This is a genomic window from Reichenbachiella sp. 5M10 (assembly GCF_002742335.1).
Classification (GTDB): Bacteria; Bacteroidota; Bacteroidia; order Cytophagales; family Cyclobacteriaceae; genus Reichenbachiella.
Window position 1 is genome coordinate 1,793,358 of sequence record NZ_MDGR01000007.1, and the last position, 15,368, is coordinate 1,808,725.

The following is a 15,368-nucleotide window of genomic DNA, read 5'->3' on the forward strand; positions in this document are numbered from 1 at the left end:
TGTCTGCACATAGTTACTGATTTAATTGATATTTGCACAACATTGAAAAAGAAACAATGGGTGAAGGAAACATTCAAGATATAAGAAAAGATTACGGGATCGAAGAACTGTCTAAGGCCAGTGTATTGGACAATCCCATCGACCAGTTCGAGCTATGGTTCAAAGACGCGATGAAGTCCGAAGGGTGTGAGGTCAATGCCTGTGTACTATCCACGCTGGACGAAAACCAATGTCCAGAGGGGAGGGTCGTCTTGCTCAAATTTTATGCAGAAGACGGGTTTACGTTTTATACTAACTATCAAAGCAAGAAGGCTGTCCAACTAGCGAGGCATCCGATGGCGTCTATGACGTTTTATTGGCGGAGCAGAGAGCGTCAGGTTCGTGTGAAGGGACGTATAGAGAAGGTGCCTGCAGAGATATCGGATGTGTATTTCAAAGAGAGACCCGAAGGTAGTCAGATTGGAGCATGGGCATCTCCTCAGAGTCAGGAGATTCCTGATCGTGCTTTTTTGCAAGAGCGCGTTGCAGAGACTAAGCAGAGGTTTGCACATGAGGAACTGACAAGACCAGAATTTTGGGGAGGGTATATATTGCAGCCCATAGAGGTGGAGTTTTGGCAGGGTAGGCCAAGTCGACTGCACGACCGCATCGTCTATACGAGAGAGGGAGAAGTATGGGAGACCAAGCGATTGGCTCCTTAAGAATGTTGGAGAGTCGAAACATCTATTTGGAGCGCTATGCGTATGCCAAACAATACTTATCGATAGACTGGAGCGAACAGAGCCCTACGTTGATTGTTGTCCTGCCTTCGCACAACGAACCAGATCTGATTTCCTCTCTAGAGTCTATTGAGGCCTGTTTATTGCCCCAAGGAGCTGTGAGTATTGTCGTGGTGATCAATGCTTCACAAAATGCTTCGGATGCTCTCAAGGCTTTTCATGTCGAGACCTATCGGCATTGTCAGGAGTGGGCAGTAGGGAAGCGCTACGACTATCACTTTATTTTAGAGAATGAACTGCCCGCCAAGCATGCCGGAGTGGGTTTGGCGCGAAAGATAGGCATGGATGAGGCTGTGCGTGCTTTTGATCAGATTGGACGTGATGGGGTTATTTTGTGCTATGATGCGGACAGTAGTTGCGAGCCCAACCTGTTGCAGGCCGTAGAGCAACTCTTTGATTCGGATCCTACGATACCAGGGTGTTCGATTCATTATGAACACCCGATGTCCGGAGACCTTCCAGGAGGGCATTACACGGGTATTATAGGGTACGAATTGCACCTACGTTACTACATTGACGCTTTGCAGTATGCAGGGTTTCCCTATGCCTACCAGACCATAGGGTCGAGCATGGCTACTAGGGCTTCTGCCTATATGAAACAGGGAGGGATGAACCGTCGCAAGGCTGGGGAAGATTTTTATTTTTTGCATCGTATTATTCCTTTGGGGAATTTCAAGAACCTGTCAGCTACTTGTATTTACCCTTCGGCACGACGATCTGATCGAGTGCCATTTGGGACGGGCAAAGCCATAGGAGATTGGTTGGAAGGAGGGGAGAAACCGTACATGACCTATCATCCCACTGTGTTTACAGACCTCAAGCTGTTTTTAGACCAGGTGGAGATTTTGTATGAGCAAGGTACAGAAGAGGTGGTTTATGAGGGGTTTCCAGCGGTCGTGCGATCGTTTGTTTCCAAGGAGTTATTTTTGAAAAAGCTAAAAGAGATTAAATCCCAGTCTACTACTGGAGAATTATTTGTTAAGCGGTTTTATCAATGGTTTGATGGGTTCAAAGTATTGAAGTATGTCCACCATGCTCGGGATACCTGTTATCCAAATGTCACGGTAGATGAAGCCACCAATTGGTTGTTTACAACTCAGGGAGTAAAATCCGACTTGTGGAGCCTAGAGGATAAGCTGGTAGCATTGCGGCAGTGGGATAAACAATGGTCTGGACCGAGTATTTAACGAATTGGTGCTAAGAGGGTCTACCTGTTTTTAGAGACGCATGTCTCTAAATTGCCTCACTCATCCATCATTTCCATGCCTAGCTCGCCTTGAAGGTATTGATTGTATTGTTCGCAAGTGAGTTTGCCAGAGAGGCCAGAGTAGGGGCAGGTTTGGTATACAGCACCAAACTTTCCTTTTTGGATCAAGACACCCCCACCGTGACAGATCGGACACATGACATACTCTCCCGGACAGTCGTAGTAGTCACTGACCATGAGCTGATGGTGTGTCTCTTGTATTTCTTGTTCTTTTACTTTTTTGTACGCAGCATTGGACATGTTGAGGTAGAGTACGGCTTGATCGTAATATTGCCCAGAGGTTCCTTTGAGTTCGACATACTTAGTCAGCCAGTTGATGGCCTGTTTGTATTTGTCGAGATGATAAGAGTTGCGGCCAAAGTAGTAGGCCATTTCGCTAGGGAGCTTGCTGAGTTGACCGAGCGCTTCTCTAAACAATTGATCAGCGAGGATATAGTTGCCATCGTACATGGCCTGTGCTCCTTTGTCCATATTGGTGAGACCGTCTCGTTGTACGATTCCTTGACTATAGGCCCCTGATGACCATCCCATCACGATGAGAAGAAGTAATATGCGTAATCTATTCACTATGTTCTTTAATGTAAAAGAGTGTGTTAGGGTTGCAAACCTAGATATTGATACGCTAAAAGATGAAATTTTTGCAAAATTTGATAGTGGATAATTAGAATCTTGAAAATGTTTAAATATTTTCAGGTATTTGCTTTGATATTATTCAATCAATTTTCAACTTTGAGCATCAAGATATACTTATGATGGAATCAAGAGCATATTGGAACTACTTTTATTTTTATTTCTATGCAAAGGCATCAGGGGTGAAAGAATAGTTCTTTTGTGTAAACAAGAAATATGAAAAACCCCGAACTGTCTCGGGGTTTTTTTTTGATATAAACGTGAATAAATGGAAGTTGGAATTCAGGGTGTTTTAGGGTCGTTTCATGATCAAGCTGCCACGACTTACTTTGAGGGTAAGGAATTGGACTTGAAGCCTTTTCATGATTTTCGGTCATTGGCCAAAGCCATCCATGCCAGAGAGTTGGATTATGGTGTGATGGCTATCGAAAACACGATTGCGGGTAGCATATTACCCAATTATGCGCTGATGAATGAGTATGACTTGGAGGTTACCGGCGAGGTTTATATTAGGATAGAGATGAATTTGATAGGGCACGCTGGAGTGAAACCAGAGTCGCTCAATCAAGTATACTCACACCCAATGGCCCTTCTTCAATGTGCAGATTTTTTGGCAGAGTATCCGCGGATCAAATTGACAGAGTTTGATGATACCGCAGATAGTGTACGACTGATCAAAGATGAAAAAATGCTGCAGGCGGGAGCAATTGCGAGCAAAAAAGCCGCTGAGCTGTTTGGTATGGAGATATTGGCTGAAAACATCGAAACCAATAAATTGAATTATACGCGGTTTTTGATCATGAAGAGTCGTATGAACGGTCAGACATCTGTGCCCAAGAAGGCCTCTTTGCGAATTATGACCAAGCACGAGCCAGGACGTCTCTCGGATGTGTTGGTAGTGTTCAAGGAGCATAAGATCAATATGACCAAAATACAGTCTATGCCCGTAGTGGGACAGCCGTATCGTTATGCGTTCAATATCGACGTGGCTTGGGAGGACTATCAAAACTATCAATCGGCTCTCAAGGCCATTGCCCAAAGTGCTGAATTGATAAAAATACATGGTGAATATGAAAAAGGCGTAATGCCCTGATTATGATAAAGGTAGCAGATAGAATAGCAGATGTAAAAGAGTACTATTTCTCCAAGAAGTTGGACGAAATCAGAGGGATGATTGCCTCTGGCAAAGATGTCATCAATTTAGGGATTGGTAGCCCTGATTTGCCACCGGCTCCAGAAGTCGCAGAGGCGTTGATTGCGAGTGCAAGCAATACGTCCAATCATGCCTATCAATCGTATCGTTCGATACCCGAATTGAGAGAGGCGATAGCCTCATTTTATGATGCACACTATGGCGTTCGGCTAGACCCAGTTTCGGAGATTTTGCCTTTGCTAGGCTCCAAAGAAGGGGTGATGTACATTTCTATGGCATTTTTGAACGCTGGAGATACCGTCTTGATTCCCAATCCAGGGTACCCTGCCTACAAGACCGCAGCAGAGATGATGGGAGCCAAAGTGGTGTACTACGATTTGAAAGAAGAAAACAATTGGGTACCTAAGTTTAGCTCTATTGATCGTGAAGCCGTCAAAGCGGCCAAATTGATGTGGGTCAATTATCCCAATATGCCTACAGGCAAGAAAGCCAACAAGGCGATTTTGAGTGGGCTGGTAGATTTTGCCAACGACAATGATATATTGGTGGTTAACGACAACCCTTATAGTTTTATCTTGAATGATAATCCGCTCAGTTTGTTGTCTGTAGAGGGGAGCAAGGAGAATTGCTTGGAACTCAACTCGATGAGCAAGGCTTTCAATATGGCTGGCTGGAGAGTAGGTATGGTGAGTGGACGGTCAGAATACATCGATGCGATTCTGCGTGTGAAGTCCAACGTGGACTCGGGGATGTTTAGACCTGTCCAAGATGCGGCAGTCAAGGCATTGAGCTTGCCCAAGGAGTGGTTTGCAAGCATCAACGAAGAGTATGCCAAGAGAAGGTCCTTGGCGGAAAAGCTACTGGATGTACTTGGGTGTGCTCATGACGAAGAACAATCGGGTATGTTTTTGTGGGCGAAAATCCCAAGAGGCAGGCAAAGCGAGGAGTTTATAGAGGAAATTTTGCAAGAAAAGCACGTATTTATTACTCCGGGGACTATTTTTGGTTCCAATGGAGAGGGGTATATCCGGATTTCTTTGTGCTCCACACAAGAAGTCCTCAAAACAGTCTTGCAAAGACTAGAATCAATAAAGGCATGATTGTATCAATTATAGGTTTAGGATTGATTGGAGGATCGGTAGGCAAGCGACTCAAGGAAGTAGGTTTTGCAGACCAAATTTTGGGCGTAGACCTAAGTGATGATCACTGTAAAAAAGCGGTTGAACTGGGGCTGGTCGATGAGACGGTGATTTTTCAACAAGCCGTAAGTGTATCAGATTTGATCATCTTGGCTATCCCCGTGGACGGTATGACCAAGCTGTTGCCTGCCTTGCTGGATCAGATCGGAGAAGGGACTACGGTGATGGATTTGGGGTCGACCAAAGAGCAAATCTGTGCAGTAGTACAAGGGCATAACAATCGTAAGAGTTTTGTCGCAGCTCACCCTATTGCAGGTACTGAGAATTCTGGGCCAGAGGCAGCATTTTCGACACTGTTTGAAGGCAAAACTGGGATTATCTGTGATGCAGAGGAATCACAGGGTTCTTCGTATGTGTTGGCAAAGTCGTGCTTGGAGAACTTGGGAATGCACATCATTGAGATGGAGAGCAAATCCCATGATTTGCATATTGCGTATGTATCTCATATCTCGCACATTAGTTCTTTTATACTCGGTCAGACGGTCTTGGAGATTGAAAAGAACGAGGCGAATATTTTCAACTTGGCAGGTAGTGGTTTTGCTTCCACGGTTAGACTAGCGAAGAGTTCACCTCAGATGTGGGCGCCGATTTTTAAGCAAAATAAGAAGCATATTAGTGACGCGCTGGGCGCGTATATAGATAATCTAGCGGCGTTCAAGGCACTGCTGGATCAGGGAGAAGAGGATGCCATGATTGCATGCATGGATAACGCCAACGAAATCCGTAGGGTTTTGAAAGGTATCGATAGTAAGAAAGTACAAAGTATTAAAGAAGAAGTAGTATAACTCATTATAATTAAGGACATGAAAATTAATTTGACTTTATCACCCATGGAGAACTGGATTGAGGGGATGAACACCCCTTTGATCATCGGTGGGCCATGTAGCGCAGAAAGTGAAGAGCAAGTATTGGAAACAGCTCGTCAGATCAAAGCAAATACCAATATTCAAGTGTTGAGAGCAGGTATTTGGAAGCCAAGAACTAGACCGGGAGCCTTTGAAGGGATCGGTGTAGTAGGGCTCAAATGGTTGGAAAAAGCGAAAGCAGAGACAGGTTTGTTGACGGCCGTAGAAGTTGCCAACGCAGAGCACGTAGAGTTGGCGTTGAAATTCAACGTAGACATCCTTTGGGTAGGAGCCAGAACGACGGTGAACCCATTCTCAGTACAGGAAGTAGCAGATGCGTTGAAGGGACATGATGTGCCTGTATTGGTCAAGAACCCAATCAATCCAGATCTACAGTTGTGGATTGGAGCTTTGGAGCGTATCAACCAAGCTGGGATCACCAAATTAGGAGGTATCCATAGAGGGTTCTCTGCCAAAAGTGGGTCTCAATACAGAAACGATCCGACTTGGGAGATTCCGATCGAGTTGAAGAGATTGGTGCCAAACTTGCCAATCATCTGTGATCCTAGTCATATTGCGGGCAACAGAGCTTTGATTGAGCCTGTATCACAGAAGGCATTTGACCTTCAGATGGATGGTGTGATGATCGAGTCACATATTGATCCTGACAATGCACTTAGCGACGCTAAGCAGCAGATCACACCCAAGACCTTGGGAGATATCTTGGATAGATTGATCATCAGAGATGCCAATTCGGAAGATGTAGATTTCGAAATTAGATTGAAAAACCTCAGAGAGAAAATCGATAAGATTGACAATGAGTTGCTTGAAGTATTGGCTCAAAGAATGCAGGTAGCTGAAGAGATTGCTTTGCACAAGAAAGAGCACAATATCACTATCCTACAAGTAGGTAGATACGAAGAGATCATGGAAAATCGTGTCAAAAAAGGCAAGGACTTGTTGCTGCAGGAGCAGTTTGTACATGATCTATATGAGATGATACACAACAATTCTATCAAACGTCAGACCGCCATCATGAATACCGATGAGTCCAAAGCGGAGAAGGCTTAAGACTTAAATTTGACAACACAATAGAAAAAAGTCCTGGTTGAGCATAGCCAGGACTTTTTCTTTATAAAAAAATAGGATCATTTCTATAAATACTTTTGAAAAGAGGGGGTGATATCATACATTTGCACCTCCAAAAATAATTCATAGCGGAAAAATGGCTGTAACTAGATTAAAAAGAAAAGGAAGAAGAAATAAAGTTGTTGCAAAACAAAAAGTAGCACGCATCCAAAGATTGAGCAGTACGCCTGTCATCAAGCAAGTAGATGTAGAGGCTATCAAAGCTGAGTTTGCAGCACCTAAACCAAAGGCTAAGAAAGCTGAAAAAGCCGAAGAGGTGAAAGCAGTAGCTACTGAAGCAGCAGTAGAAGAGAAGCCAAAGAAGGCCGCTGCAAAAAAGCCAGCCGCTAAGAAATCGGAAAAAGCAGAAGACGCGAAAGAAAAGCCAGCTGCAAAGAAAAAAGCTCCAGCGAAGAAAGCTGCGGCTAAAAAGACAGAAGAGTCTAAAGAAGAAGAAAAATAAGATAGCGTTCAGCTTATCACTCAAAAAGGAGCCTTGGCATTACATGTCAGGGCTTTTTTTTGCCTTGTTTTCTTGGAGTAGTCAAGTCTTGACTAGGTATCAATCCGTAAGGTTGGGGATAAGAATTATTCTTCTATATTCAAATAATGAAGCATGTTGCAATAAGTTAGGTGATATTTTAGTGGCTAGTATGCCCAATCTTAACTAGGATAGGGTGTGTGATTTTCTCCTTCAGTTCTGTGGTGTTTTAGGTTTATAGTGCTTTAGTTTACAGTTTCAACAACCATTATCTCATGAAGCCAGTACCTTTTTGCCCGGTAGATTCTGATTATCATTGGACAGTGCAAGTGTCCTCCAAGGATTGTTCGAATAGACGTGCGATCAAGCTGCCCATTCTTCTTGACTATATGCAGGAAGCTGCGTGGTATAACGCTACGCAACTGGGGTTTTCTACGATTGATTTGATGAGTCATGGGGTGACCTGGGTGATGAATCGTATGGTTTTGAATATCCATCGTTTGCCAGGACACAACGAAACAATCGATATAGAGACTTGGCCAGCATCAATGAATAAGTTCTATACGAAAAGAGATTTTCGCCTTACGGAGGGTGAGGAAGTTCTGGTCGAAGCAAGTTCAAATTGGTTGGTGATGGATGTTGATGCGCGAAAGTTGATTCCCATACCGTCGTTTATTGTAGATGCTGATTTTGTAGTGGATCGAGACAATTTGCCAGAACCTTCAGGTAAATTGCTTTTTGATACAGAAAGAGTCCAAAAGGTACGCGAAATTCAGGTCAGTTGGTTTGATTTAGATATCAATGATCATGTCAACAATACCAAGATATATCAGTGGTTGTTGGATGCTTTAGATGATGATTATCTCGATCAACACAATATTCAAAGCATGGATGTGTTATTCAAACATGAGATTAAGTTGGGAGACCGCCTGAGGTCAGAGAGCTACTGGGATGAGCAGCAGGACATGTGGTGTCATGCTTTGATTCACTGTGAGACACGTGTCTTACATGCAGTAGCTGTGTCTGGTTTTGATTAGCCTTATGGTGTGTTGTTTCTTTCGCCAAATCCAGTTAAAATTGTCACAACCAAATCATATTATACTACCTATGAAAAAGACTTACTTTATTTCTTTCGTACTGTTGTTTGTGAACTTTTGGGTTCAAGGACAGGGACAGACGGCTCTAGTCAAGACAGTGGATAGCTTGAGAATCGTGTGGGACAAAGAGGCTGTGATATTAGAGACATACAAAGGGATGGAAGAGTACTGTCGCAACGGACAATATCGACGAAACACCATTGAACTGGTAAAGGTAATTCATCACTATGACTCCATGTTGTACAAGACCGTAGTGGACAAATATGATGCAAGTGAGGACGAAGAAGCCAAAGCTACCCTTAAGGATATCGAGAAGTTGGAGAAAGACTATACGACGAAGAGTTTTTTGACATTCATCCATGAGGAGTGCTCAGAATTTAACTCTATTGAAAAGAATTATAGCAAAGCGAATAGCAAGCAGTATAAAAAGGAAGTGGCCAGTATGGAGAAAAAACTGGTGAAGTATGTCGAACAGATCACAAGTCAAATAGATATTGTAGACGAGCACATACATCACTTGGAGAATTTGTGATGAGGAAGAATGATTATTGAATGCTCTCCACGAGTTTGGAAATAGTAGCACTGTTGCTTTTGGAGTGAATATTTCTCAATAGGGATTTTTTTTCGTTGGCAGTGAGATGCCAATTGAGAGAGGGCCTTCGAGCTTTTGTGGAGTCTTTGGTGGAAATTCCCTTGAGGAGATTGACTTCTTTGTAATCCACATACATGTCGTATTCTACGGTGAAGAACTGTATTTCCTTGGGGTACCAAGATTTCATATAGGCTATTTTGTATTCGTTGTTGATGTCTTGAAAATTCGTCAGGTTATTGTAAACACTACTGATGGGGTTGGATATCTTGTCAAAGATCGATTGGTAGTTTTGTGGTTCGATGACTTGTACTCTCTTGGTGTCACGAATGGATAGTATGACAATCGACGAAGTGTTTTTTGCCAGCCAATCCTTGAATGCATAGACGAAACGTACTGCGTCGGTTATACCGAAGTTGTCCGTGACTCCAGCGTCCATGACCTTGATGGCAGGAGAACTAGGTAGGGTGATGTTGGGGGTGATGTATGGAAAGGAGGCATTCATCCGCAAGGCACTGGTGTATTTGAGGTCCTTAGCATCTTGATCCGCAAACAGCCTGTTGAAATCTACACCGTCAACCACCGTTTCACTAACGCCGTAATTGTTTCTGGGCATGATATTCATGTATGAGGTGTGTTGTGTAGAAATATAGAGTTTTCGACCGTCGTTCATTATGGATGGTCCAAAGAGTACCATAGGAATCTCTGCACGGGCTTCTAGTGGTTCATAGTCTGATAGTTTTTTGTCCATCACAAAATCAGTGTTGATGTTTAGTTGTTTTTCGAAGGCATAGCCTCTGTCTTTGGTGTATTGCTTGTCTGCATAGTCAAAGCGAGGGTTGCGTAAGAAAAGATCATTGACCACCATGTTGAATACCACTGGGTTGAGGTTGTCTTGAGAAATTTTGGCAAAGTACTCGGGACTGTTGAGGTCGTGGGTTATCCCTTGGTCTCTTTGGTAGGACATTTCACGAAAGTAAGAAGCACCGACCATACCACCAGAGGCTCCAGTGATCAAAACAGTCTGATCCATCAATGAATGACTGAGTTGTTGATCAATTTGTGCTAGACTCGAATATGCCCACAGCGCCGACCGGGAGCCTCCACCGCTCACACATACAAATACTGCCTTGGGAAGGGAGTCACTTTGCTTACGTTTCCAATGCTCTAAGATGGCTAAAATCTCTTGTTTGTCATTCGCTAAGATGCTGTCTTTGGTCATCGCATTGAGATTGGGTAGGGTGTAAGGGGCTTTCGTCGTGTGATAGTTGAGACCAAAGGCCTCATGATAGTCAAGTATGACACCTTTGGTAAATAGAATATTGAAAACAAGGTAAAGTACCAATGCTGCTGATACGATCCATTCCTTGGCCCAATAGGAGAGTGCGCCGATAGCCATGGTGATCATGGCCATGAAGAAAAATAAACTGGCTGCTGCAGGCAATTGAAAAGCCGCATAGTCTATCCCTAGCCCCATCAATAGAATGAGTCCCGTGAGGATTGCCACCAGGATGACCGAGTTCATGTGGTTTTGATCAAATACCTTAGTGATGATTTTTTTGTTGGGGAAGTGATAGAGTTCATGTGTGGATTTGAACTTGAGGTCTAGGTCTATGAAGGACGTGACCTTTCTTTTCTTCTTGTAAGAGAGTCGGTCTAGGATATTGAGACGGCTGAGGGCTATTTGTTTGAGCCTGTTGTTGAGTTTGTTGGTGATGAACTCGTAGATATCTTTGTTGGTGATGCGAAAATAGCCGTATAAAAGCGCAATGGTGATCGTTGTACCACTCAAGAACCCTGCTATGTGTCCGAAGATTTGAGCAGTGCTGGTCGCCTCATTGCTCGCTTGGAATATTACAACACAAGTGAGATAGCATATCAAGGTGAAGAAAGGGATGATGCTGTTGTTGATAGAGAATTTGCTGAACGGTTTGGTCAATAGACCGATAAATCGATACTTGCCGGCGTGGAGTATATATCCTGTGATGTGAAAGGATACTGTCAGTGTTCCAAAGGAAATCCCTACCCACAAGAAACTCCAAAAGTTGACTTTATACAGATACTCAGGATCCAAAAAAAGAAAAGGAATGCCAGACACATTGCCATAACTGCCCGTCACAAAGAGTAGGGTGATCACCCAACTGACCAGTAACAACTGATGTGACTTGAAGTACTGGGCCAACAGCTGAATTGGAAATGAGAACAATATGTGGTCTATTTTTCTGATTTTCACGAATGTATAATAGTTATCCTCTAGACTGTATCCAGTGGTTTTAGTTTACTTTTTTATTAATTTATCGATACTTCAGCGATTCTACACATTGAGGAAGAGATATTGAAGATTTTGTTGTGATTGTACCCGCCCACCTTGCACGTAAATGGGCTTTAAATGGAGGTGAGGGATTCAGGTTTTTTTTAGATGGAGCGAGTTAGTAACCTTCACATAGTTAGATTGCTAGGTTGATAATCGCTAACTTTGCTTTTCATTTAAATAATACATATTGAATACTTTTCAGGAATTAGGACTTGACGAAAAAATACTTCAAGCTCTGAACGACTTAGGAATAAGCAAGCCTACTGAAATCCAGCAAGAAGCAATTCCATTTTTACTAAAATCGGACCAAGATTTTATAGGTCTGGCACAAACGGGGACAGGTAAAACTGCAGCCTTTGGCTTGCCGCTGCTCCAATTGATCGAGCACGACAATACTACCTGTCAAGCGATCGTGTTGTCACCGACGCGTGAACTGGCTCAGCAGATAGCAGAAGGACTCAAGTCTTTCGCCAAATATGAGAGAAAATTAAAAGTTGAGTGTGTTTATGGTGGAGCTCCTATCATGAACCAAATGAAGAAATTGAAATCCAAACCACAGGTAGTGGTAGCGACTCCTGGTCGTTTGGTGGATTTGATCAAACGCAAAGCAATTGATATCCAGCATCTGAGATATCTGGTCTTAGATGAGGCAGACGAGATGCTCAATATGGGCTTTAAAGAAGAATTGAATGTTATTTTGTCTTCGACTCCTGATGATAAATCTACTTGGTTGTTTTCGGCAACTATGCCTAAGATCATCCGAAAAATGGTGGATGAATACATGCACAACCCTCATGAAATCTCTGTAAAGAGTGGGGTAGAAGTGAATAAGAATATTTCTCACCAATACATGGTGGTGAAAATGAGTGACAAAGCAGAAGCCATCAAGAGATTGATGGATGTAGAGACTGATTTGTTTGGAGTACTGTTTTGTCGCACGAAAATCGATACGCAAAATATCGCAGACGAACTTTCAAGAGCGGGATATGCTGCAGAGGCTTTGCATGGTGATTTGAGTCAAAATCAACGGGATTTGGTGATGCGGAAATTCAAAGATCGAGCCATCAATGTGCTAGTTGCTACAGATGTAGCAGCACGAGGGATTGATGTGAGTGATATTACCCACGTGATCCATCATAAACTCCCAGATGAGTTGGAATTCTACACGCATCGTAGTGGTAGAACCGCTCGTGCAGGAAAGAAAGGCCTTTCGATAGCACTCATCACCAAAGGAGAACGTAGAAGATTAGATCAAATCGAGCGAATCCTTGGTATTGAGTTCGAAAAGAAAATGGTACCTACGGGTGAGGAGATAGCTGCTCGAAGAGTTGAAGCTTGGTCTGAGAAGGTGTTGAACCAAGAGGTGGTTAATTTGCCCCAGGAGTTTCGAGACAAGGTACAAGAGAGCTTGGCAGTGCTGAGCAAGGAAGAATTGGTTGACAAGCTGCTGGCGATGGAGTGCAAACAACTGAACATGTCCGACTCTAGAGATATCAATGAAAATGCGAGCCATACAAGAAGTGATCGGTCAGAGGACGGCCGTGGTAGCTCTCGGAGTACTTCGCATTTCAAAAATTTCTCCATCAATATCGGTAAAATCGATTCTGTATCCAAAACGGACGTCCTCAATATCATACAGGAAGTGTCAGGGATAGATAGTGCAGATATAGGAAGGGTTGAAATCCAACAAAAGAAAGCTATCGTAGAGATCAATAAGAAGTCATCGCCAAGTTTTGCAGGTAAGTTTACGGGCTTTATGTTTGATGACAGAGAGATCAAGGTGAGTGATGGCGGAGTGTATACAGAAGCACCAGCGTCTAGAGGCAAAGGAAGATTCGGAGGTAAGAAATCCTATGGTGGAGGTGGCGGTCGTAGATCTGGCTCAGATCACAACCGTCGTAGAGATAAGCCACGTAGAAGGTAGACTTGAAGGAGTAGAACCGTTAGATATTACTACCACATTATAGGTATATTGAAGAATCCATGTTGTAATACATGGATTCTTTTTTTGTTTACAGCTGATTCAGCTTATCTTTAAGAATCCACCTGTGTTATTTATTGCCATAATAGTGTACAAGTATACGTGTGATAGTAATGCATTCTGACCCCCATAAAAACGCATCCACCTTACCCGAAAGATCTCAAAAGGAGATTGATTCGATGCTCAAATATGCTAAAGAAGCACGAGTAAGTAGTGTAGATAGAGCTATTGAGATAGTCAATAGTGCCATTGAAAGTGCCGAACGTATTGGGTATCCACAGGGAGTGGCAGAAGGGAGTTGTCAACTTGGCTTGTTGCATATGATATTAGGAAATCATGCGTTGGCATCTAGCTATACCCATCACGCTGAGAAAATGTTCGTTGAACAAGGAAATAGAAACGGGGAGGCAGAGGCACTGTATGTATTGGGGAGTATTCACTACAAGTCAGCCAAGCATCATGTGGGGCTAGATTATTTGTATCAAAGCTTACGCATACAAGAGGAACTCAAGGATATTCAAGGGCAATCACGGTCACTCAAGGCTATTGGTTATATCTATGAGGCATTTGATGAAGTAGAGAAGGCCGAAGAGACATATCTCAAGTGTACTGCGCTGAGTTCATCCATAGGAGATAAAAATGGTGAATCTAACGCGTGTAACCCTTTGTCGGGGCTGTATCTCAAGAAAAATGACGTGGATCGAGCCTTGGAAGTGATCAATAGGAGTATTGATCTCAAAAAGGAATCGGGGGATAAGAGAGGGTTGGCCTATGCGTATTATGGCAAAGGGAAGGTTTATTTGCACCAAGATGAATTTGATAATGCACGCGAGTATTTCTTCAAGGGGTTGAAAAAACACTTGAAGGTCGGAGATAAGATGGGGATAGGAATGTGCTATACGAGACTGGGTGTTTTGGAGTTTAAATTGGGAGACTTGGATACCAGTAAAGCTCATTTTTTGAATACCATAGCGTTAGGAGAAGAGATAGGGAACCAAGAAGTGCTGTACAATGCCTATTATTATCTGTACTTGATATCCGAACGAGAAGGTGACATGAGACAGGCATTGGACTATCACGTCAAGTATCATGAGTGCAAGTCCAATGTGGTCAATAGCGGAACGAAAAGCCATCTCAAATCGCTCGAGTCTGCCTGGAAAATGGAGAGTTTGGAGCTAGAGGCGCGTACACAAACAGAGAAAGCGGAATTTACCGAAAGGAAAAATGAAGAGCTCAATCGCTTTGTGTCACGTGTGTCGCATGACTTGAAAGGACCATTGGCTTCCATGATAGAGCTACACAAAGTAGTCGAGCGCGAAATAGAGGACAAGCAGTCGCTGTATTATTTTGAATTGTACAACAAGGGGTTGAAAAGACTCAATGCCACAATTTTGGATTTGCTTGAGTTGTCTAAGCTTAAGTCGTTGGAATTGGAATATGCTCCGATTAATTTTCAAGAAATCATTCGCGAATGTTTGGATTCATTTCATTACTATGCGAACTTTAACCTCATTGATTTTCAGGTGTCTATTGATCCACGTGTCGAGGTGCAATCGGATAAACGACTGATTAATACCGTTGTACAAAATCTTTTAGAGAATAGTATAAAGTATTCAAAAACTGATCATGAGCAGCCGTACGTTAAGATATCTGTACAAAGCATGGCCGAAGATTATTTTGCCTTGATTGTAGAAGACAATGGTGTCGGTATAGATCCAGTATTTCAGGAAAAAGTGTTTGACATGTTTTATCGTGCCAATGACAAGGTAGAAGGCTCAGGATTAGGGTTGTATATATTGAAGTCAGCAGTAGACAAGCTGGAAGGAGATATACAATTGAAGAGTGTGCTGGATGAAGGAACGAAAACCATCATCATTTTGCCAATTTCAACTAAATAGCGTTAAG

General features: G+C 43.0%; 13 protein-coding genes. 11 read left to right on the forward strand and 2 right to left on the reverse strand.

Going from position 1 to position 15,368, the window contains the following annotated elements; all coding sequences use genetic code 11:
- Positions 1 to 56 precede the first annotated feature (56 nt).
- Positions 57 to 701, forward strand: a complete 645-nt coding sequence (gene pdxH, locus BFP72_RS07200; RefSeq protein WP_099600716.1) for a pyridoxamine 5'-phosphate oxidase — start codon at positions 57 to 59, stop codon at positions 699 to 701.
- Positions 674 to 1,966: a glycosyltransferase family 2 protein gene (locus tag BFP72_RS07205; RefSeq protein WP_143519974.1), complete on the forward strand. Its 1,293-nt coding sequence runs from the start codon at positions 674 to 676 to the stop codon at positions 1,964 to 1,966. Before pdxH ends, BFP72_RS07205 begins: the two co-directional genes overlap by 28 nt.
- 56 nt (positions 1,967 to 2,022) lie before the next feature.
- Here the strand turns inward: BFP72_RS07205 and BFP72_RS07210 are convergent, their stop codons facing one another.
- Positions 2,023 to 2,613 carry a tol-pal system YbgF family protein gene (locus BFP72_RS07210; RefSeq protein ID WP_143519975.1) on the reverse strand — a complete coding sequence of 197 codons (591 nt, stop codon included), beginning with the start codon at positions 2,611 to 2,613 and terminating at the stop codon, positions 2,023 to 2,025.
- A gap of 331 nt (positions 2,614 to 2,944) precedes the next feature.
- Between BFP72_RS07210 and BFP72_RS07215 the strand changes: the two genes are divergently transcribed.
- The 7 genes from BFP72_RS07215 (at position 2,945) to BFP72_RS07245 (ending at position 9,111) form a co-directional block, all read left to right on the forward strand.
- Positions 2,945 to 3,769 (forward strand): prephenate dehydratase, encoded by an 825-nt coding sequence (locus tag BFP72_RS07215; protein WP_099598489.1) that lies wholly within the window; start codon positions 2,945 to 2,947, stop codon positions 3,767 to 3,769.
- Positions 3,770 to 3,771: 2 nt separating this feature from the next.
- Complete coding sequence (locus tag BFP72_RS07220) at positions 3,772 to 4,929, forward strand: pyridoxal phosphate-dependent aminotransferase (protein ID WP_099598490.1); 1,158 nt, start codon at positions 3,772 to 3,774, stop codon at positions 4,927 to 4,929.
- On the forward strand, positions 4,926 to 5,813 hold the full coding sequence (locus BFP72_RS07225; protein ID WP_099598491.1) for a prephenate dehydrogenase: 888 nt from the start codon (positions 4,926 to 4,928) through the stop codon (positions 5,811 to 5,813). The genes BFP72_RS07220 and BFP72_RS07225 overlap by 4 nt, the downstream gene beginning before the upstream one ends.
- Positions 5,814 to 5,858: 45 nt before the next feature.
- Positions 5,859 to 6,944, forward strand: coding sequence for a chorismate mutase (locus BFP72_RS07230; RefSeq protein WP_369824019.1), 1,086 nt, complete (start codon positions 5,859 to 5,861; stop codon positions 6,942 to 6,944).
- A 154-nt stretch (positions 6,945 to 7,098) separates the two neighbouring features.
- Complete coding sequence (locus tag BFP72_RS07235; RefSeq protein ID WP_099598493.1) at positions 7,099 to 7,464, forward strand: hypothetical protein; 366 nt, start codon at positions 7,099 to 7,101, stop codon at positions 7,462 to 7,464.
- 293 nt (positions 7,465 to 7,757) lie between these two features.
- On the forward strand, positions 7,758 to 8,519 hold the full coding sequence (locus BFP72_RS07240; protein ID WP_099598494.1) for an acyl-[acyl-carrier-protein] thioesterase: 762 nt from the start codon (positions 7,758 to 7,760) through the stop codon (positions 8,517 to 8,519).
- A gap of 70 nt (positions 8,520 to 8,589) precedes the next feature.
- Positions 8,590 to 9,111, forward strand: coding sequence for a hypothetical protein (locus BFP72_RS07245; protein WP_099598495.1), 522 nt, complete (start codon positions 8,590 to 8,592; stop codon positions 9,109 to 9,111).
- 13 nt (positions 9,112 to 9,124) lie between these two features.
- Here BFP72_RS07245 and BFP72_RS07250 read toward each other — a convergent pair whose 3' ends face one another.
- A complete protein-coding gene (locus BFP72_RS07250) occupies positions 9,125 to 11,401 on the reverse strand; it encodes a patatin-like phospholipase family protein (protein WP_143519976.1) in 2,277 nt (758 codons plus the stop codon).
- A 268-nt stretch (positions 11,402 to 11,669) separates the two neighbouring features.
- On the opposite strand from BFP72_RS07250, the gene BFP72_RS07255 reads away from it, so the two are divergent.
- Together BFP72_RS07255 and BFP72_RS07260 are read left to right on the forward strand one after the other, a co-directional pair.
- On the forward strand, positions 11,670 to 13,406 hold the full coding sequence (locus BFP72_RS07255; RefSeq protein WP_099598497.1) for a DEAD/DEAH box helicase: 1,737 nt from the start codon (positions 11,670 to 11,672) through the stop codon (positions 13,404 to 13,406).
- A 236-nt stretch (positions 13,407 to 13,642) separates the two neighbouring features.
- The gene (locus BFP72_RS07260; protein ID WP_158233327.1) at positions 13,643 to 15,361 is read left to right on the forward strand and encodes an ATP-binding protein; all 1,719 of its coding nucleotides are present in this window, start codon (positions 13,643 to 13,645) and stop codon (positions 15,359 to 15,361) included.
- The last annotated feature ends 7 nt before the right edge of the window (positions 15,362 to 15,368 follow it).

Excerpts from the sequence above, each read along its gene's own strand:
- pdxH (WP_099600716.1), top strand. The coding sequence starts at position 57 with ATGGGTGAAGGAAACATTCAAGATATAAGAAAAGATTACGGGATCGAA.
- BFP72_RS07205 (WP_143519974.1), top strand. The coding sequence starts at position 674 with ATGGGAGACCAAGCGATTGGCTCCTTAAGAATGTTGGAGAGTCGAAAC.
- BFP72_RS07215 (WP_099598489.1), top strand. The coding sequence starts at position 2,945 with ATGGAAGTTGGAATTCAGGGTGTTTTAGGGTCGTTTCATGATCAAGCT.
- BFP72_RS07220 (WP_099598490.1), top strand. The coding sequence starts at position 3,772 with ATGATAAAGGTAGCAGATAGAATAGCAGATGTAAAAGAGTACTATTTC.
- BFP72_RS07225 (WP_099598491.1), top strand. The coding sequence starts at position 4,926 with ATGATTGTATCAATTATAGGTTTAGGATTGATTGGAGGATCGGTAGGC.
- BFP72_RS07230 (WP_369824019.1), top strand. The coding sequence starts at position 5,859 with ATGGAGAACTGGATTGAGGGGATGAACACCCCTTTGATCATCGGTGGG.
- BFP72_RS07235 (WP_099598493.1), top strand. The coding sequence starts at position 7,099 with ATGGCTGTAACTAGATTAAAAAGAAAAGGAAGAAGAAATAAAGTTGTT.
- BFP72_RS07240 (WP_099598494.1), top strand. The coding sequence starts at position 7,758 with ATGAAGCCAGTACCTTTTTGCCCGGTAGATTCTGATTATCATTGGACA.
- BFP72_RS07245 (WP_099598495.1), top strand. The coding sequence starts at position 8,590 with ATGAAAAAGACTTACTTTATTTCTTTCGTACTGTTGTTTGTGAACTTT.
- BFP72_RS07260 (WP_158233327.1), top strand. The coding sequence starts at position 13,643 with ATGCTCAAATATGCTAAAGAAGCACGAGTAAGTAGTGTAGATAGAGCT.